The organism is Acinetobacter sp. GN11, from assembly GCF_054823985.1.
This window is the reverse complement of the sequence record NZ_JRVL01000241.1, coordinates 1-3,546: the sequence shown is the minus strand read 5'-3', so window position 1 is coordinate 3,546 and position 3,546 is coordinate 1. Positions and strand designations below refer to the sequence as shown.

Genomic DNA, 3,546 nt, shown 5'->3' with positions numbered 1-3,546 from the left:
TATTAATATCACGATATTATCTGTTTCCTAAATCATATTAATATCGATCAATATTCAAATTAATTATGCAGTGTGATCTAGCATATTAAGTGCCTGATTGCGAAAACCAAATAACAGCTCACTTTCTTTATGTCGAGGATGTGTCAACGGAACTTGAATAATTTCTTTAATTTTTCCTGGTCGAGCCGACATCACAATTACTCGGTCTCCAAGATAGACAGCTTCTTCAATATCGTGAGTCACTAAAATCATGGTGATTTTTTCATGTTGCCAGATACGTTGAAGTTCAGCTTGTAAGTGACTCCGTGTTATGGCATCTAAAGCACCAAAAGGTTCATCCAGAAGTAGAATATCGGGTTTATTGACGAGTCCGCGGGCAATTGCAACACGTTGTGCCATGCCACCAGAAAGCTCATGTGGATACGCCTTTTCAAACCCCTTCAGCCCGACAATTTCTATGTGTTCATTTACCCGTAAATTTCTCTCTTCACGGGTGAGAGGAGTTTCTTCAAGCGCTAAATGGATATTTTCAAAAACAGTAAGCCACGGAAGTAATCGATGCTCTTGAAAAATTAAGCCGCGCTTTAAGTCTGTGCCTTTTATCTGGGTTTGATTTAGTAGAATTTCACCGTCATAGTCCTGATCTAATCCAGCAATGAGGCGTAGTAGTGTTGATTTTCCACAGCCACTACTGCCAACAATCGAAATAAATTCACCTTGCTCAATGTTGAGGTTAATACCATCTAAAACGGTCAAAGTATTTTGATCACGTTGAAAAGATTTATTGAGTTTTTTAATAGAAAGTAGAGAGAAAGACATATAAATTCCTAACAATATTTTTTAAAAAGACAAATTAGGTACGCCATTGCAGCAGGCGTTTTGAAATAAGATGAATACTTGCCGTCATAAAGGCCCCACAAAGGGTAACTGTTATAGCGCAAACCAACAGAATATCCATTTCAGCGTTAATCTCGGCTTTCATCATTAAGTTGCCGAGTCCCGCACCCGCATTGAATAGCAACTCACTTGCTGTCGTGGTGATCCAAGTAAATGGCACGGCTAAATTTAAACCAGTTAAAATATGGGGTAGAGCTTGGGGAAGGCGTATTTTTTTAAATTTGCGCCAGAATGAAAATTGATAAATACGTGCGATCTCATCGTATTTTGCATCATTGTGGCTGAGGCCCTGAAACGTATTGATCACTAATGGAAAAAACGAGGCAAGCGCGATAATAAAGATTTTCGCTTCTTCTCCATTGCCAAACCATAAGGCAATTAAGGGTGTTAAGCCCAGTAACGGTACTTGTCGAATACTATTAAATAGTGGAGAAACTAAAGCATTTAAAACCTTTGAATAGGCGAGCAAAGTACCTAAAATTAAGCCGCTTATCGAACCCAATATGAAACCTATTCCAGCTTTTTTAAGACTTCCCCAGGTGTTTAGCCACAATTCACCTGTTTCAAGCAATTTAATAAATGCGAAATAAATGTTTTGTAAAGGAACAAATGCATAGGCATGACTGGCACCTAAGCTTGAGTTATATTGCCATAAGCCTAATAACAGTAATGGTAGTACTAAGCCTTGTACTAAAATAATTGGCCGTTGCCATGTCTGTTTTAAAGTAAATGAACGCTGAGACATTATTTCTCCCTCGAACTAAGCGCAGGTGAGATAAAGCGTTGTTCCACTAAACGTAAAACTTTATCTAAACCAAAGCCCACTAAGCCTGTGATAAACACACCAACCATCACAACATCTAATCGCAACATTTGACGCCCTAGTTCCATCATTTGCCCAATACCCGTTCCAGCTGCCAGTAGTTCAACGGCAACTAAAATCAGCCATGCACGACCAAGTGCAATTCGTAGACCACCAATTAACGGCGGGAGTATGGATGGAAGAATAATAAGCCTGAGCCAAGCTCGTGTTTTAAGCTTGTAGATTTGTCCTAGTTCAATATATTTTTTGGGAATATTTTTGACTGCATCGGCTGTTGCTAACGCTATTGGAAAAAAACAGGCCTTTATAATCAGTAAAATTTTAAATAATTCACCAATCCCAAAAACTAGAATAAAAATAGGAATAAGGACAAAGATCGGAATTTGATAAAAAACGTTAAATAAAATATAGGTGTAATTGCGAAAGAGAGTATTTGCCCCATAGGCAATACCAAAAGCAATTGCACTAATTGCTGCGATAGAAAATCCCAAAAATAGACGAGAAAGACTATCTTTGAGATGCATTTGAAGCTCATCGCTTTGTAACAACGCAATGAAAGTATTCCAGACAGTTTTAGGCGGCACCAAAATTTGGGTTGGGAAAATCTGTAAAGAACTAATCAAATGCCAAATGAGTAATACTAATAAGGGTGAAATCACAGAGAGCAGCCCATACACCTTTTTAGAAGAAAATTTCTTACCGAGTGGGGTTTTAAATAAAACGTTATTTTGCTCAATAAGTGGCTTTACTAGTATTTTCATTGTCTAGTTTCCCTGCTTATTTGAAGCATGATTAGTCTGTAAATTTTGAATTGCTTGACGGGTAAACTTCGGATTCAACAGTTCATCTGCTTTGATTGGGGTTTGAATAAGCTGATTTTTCACTGCGTGATTAATGACTTTTGAATAATGCTGTTTCAGAAAGTCGACTTGATAGTCTGGAGACCAGTCTTGTTGCCATGTGCTTGCCGTATTCTGGCTTTCACGTTGAATCACACTAAGAGGTTGGCCAAACTTAGTTTGACTTTGCTGAAACTCATCTTGATGGTGCGCAATCCAGTCCATTGCACGTACTGTCGCATCAGCAAGTAATTGAGTAGTATCTGGATGTTGCTCAATGTAGCTTTTGCTACCCCAGAGTTCGGCACGCATTTTCCAGTCCGCTGGCAAAGATTGTGATGACCAAATGATTTTACCCAGATGGCGATCTTGCAAAGTAAGCGCATCACTTAAGGTAAAAAAGGCATCTACACTTTTAGCAGATAAAGCAGCGGCCCCAGCTTGAGGGTTTAAATTCACAATTTGAAAGTCTTTTAAGCTTAATCCTTTACTTTGTATGAGTTGCCCAAAGTTAATTTCCCACGGACGTCCACGATGTAGGGCAATTTTTTTACCTTTTAATTCCTCAATAGATTTAATAGGTGAATTTTCTGGAACAATAAGGTAGACGTTATTACCGATACCTCCAGGTACAACAATTTGCGTTTTAACGCCTGTTGCATTGAGCACTACAGCAGGAAGGTTTCCGTAAAAAGCAAAATCGATTTTATTATTTAGAAAACTTTCATTAACCAGAGTTGCTACAGCAGCGGTGGTCACAGGTTCCCACTTTAATTCAATGTTATTTTGCTTTAAGGCTTGTAGAAAAATTTGATCTTGTGAAATCAGTTGTGGCACACCAATAAAGTCCAAACTACCTGAAGTGCCATTGGCAACGACAGCAATTCGGAGTTGTTGCTGTTCAGACTGTTTTGGGATGGTCTCTTCTGTTTTTTGTGCGCCACAAGCAACAAGACCCAAAAAACTAAAACCTAAAACTAGACGTGG

The 3,546-nt window shown here is 38.6% G+C and carries 4 protein-coding genes; all 4 read right to left on the bottom strand.

The window, feature by feature from the left end:
* Positions 1–63: 63 nt before the first annotated feature.
* Positions 64–834 carry an ABC transporter ATP-binding protein gene (locus tag NL42_RS17315; RefSeq protein ID WP_014206755.1) on the bottom strand — a complete coding sequence of 257 codons (771 nt, stop codon included), beginning with the start codon at positions 832–834 and terminating at the stop codon, positions 64–66.
* Positions 835–853: 19 nt separating this feature from the next.
* A complete protein-coding gene (locus NL42_RS17310; RefSeq protein WP_250375717.1) occupies positions 854–1,642 on the bottom strand; it encodes an ABC transporter permease in 789 nt (262 codons plus the stop codon).
* Positions 1,642–2,481 carry an ABC transporter permease gene (locus tag NL42_RS17305; RefSeq protein ID WP_461313694.1) on the bottom strand — a complete coding sequence of 280 codons (840 nt, stop codon included), beginning with the start codon at positions 2,479–2,481 and terminating at the stop codon, positions 1,642–1,644. Before NL42_RS17305 ends, NL42_RS17310 begins: the two co-directional genes overlap by 1 nt.
* A gap of 3 nt (positions 2,482–2,484) precedes the next feature.
* Positions 2,485–3,546: ABC transporter substrate-binding protein (locus NL42_RS17300; protein ID WP_461313693.1), on the bottom strand; the 1,062-nt coding region annotated here is incomplete at its 5' end.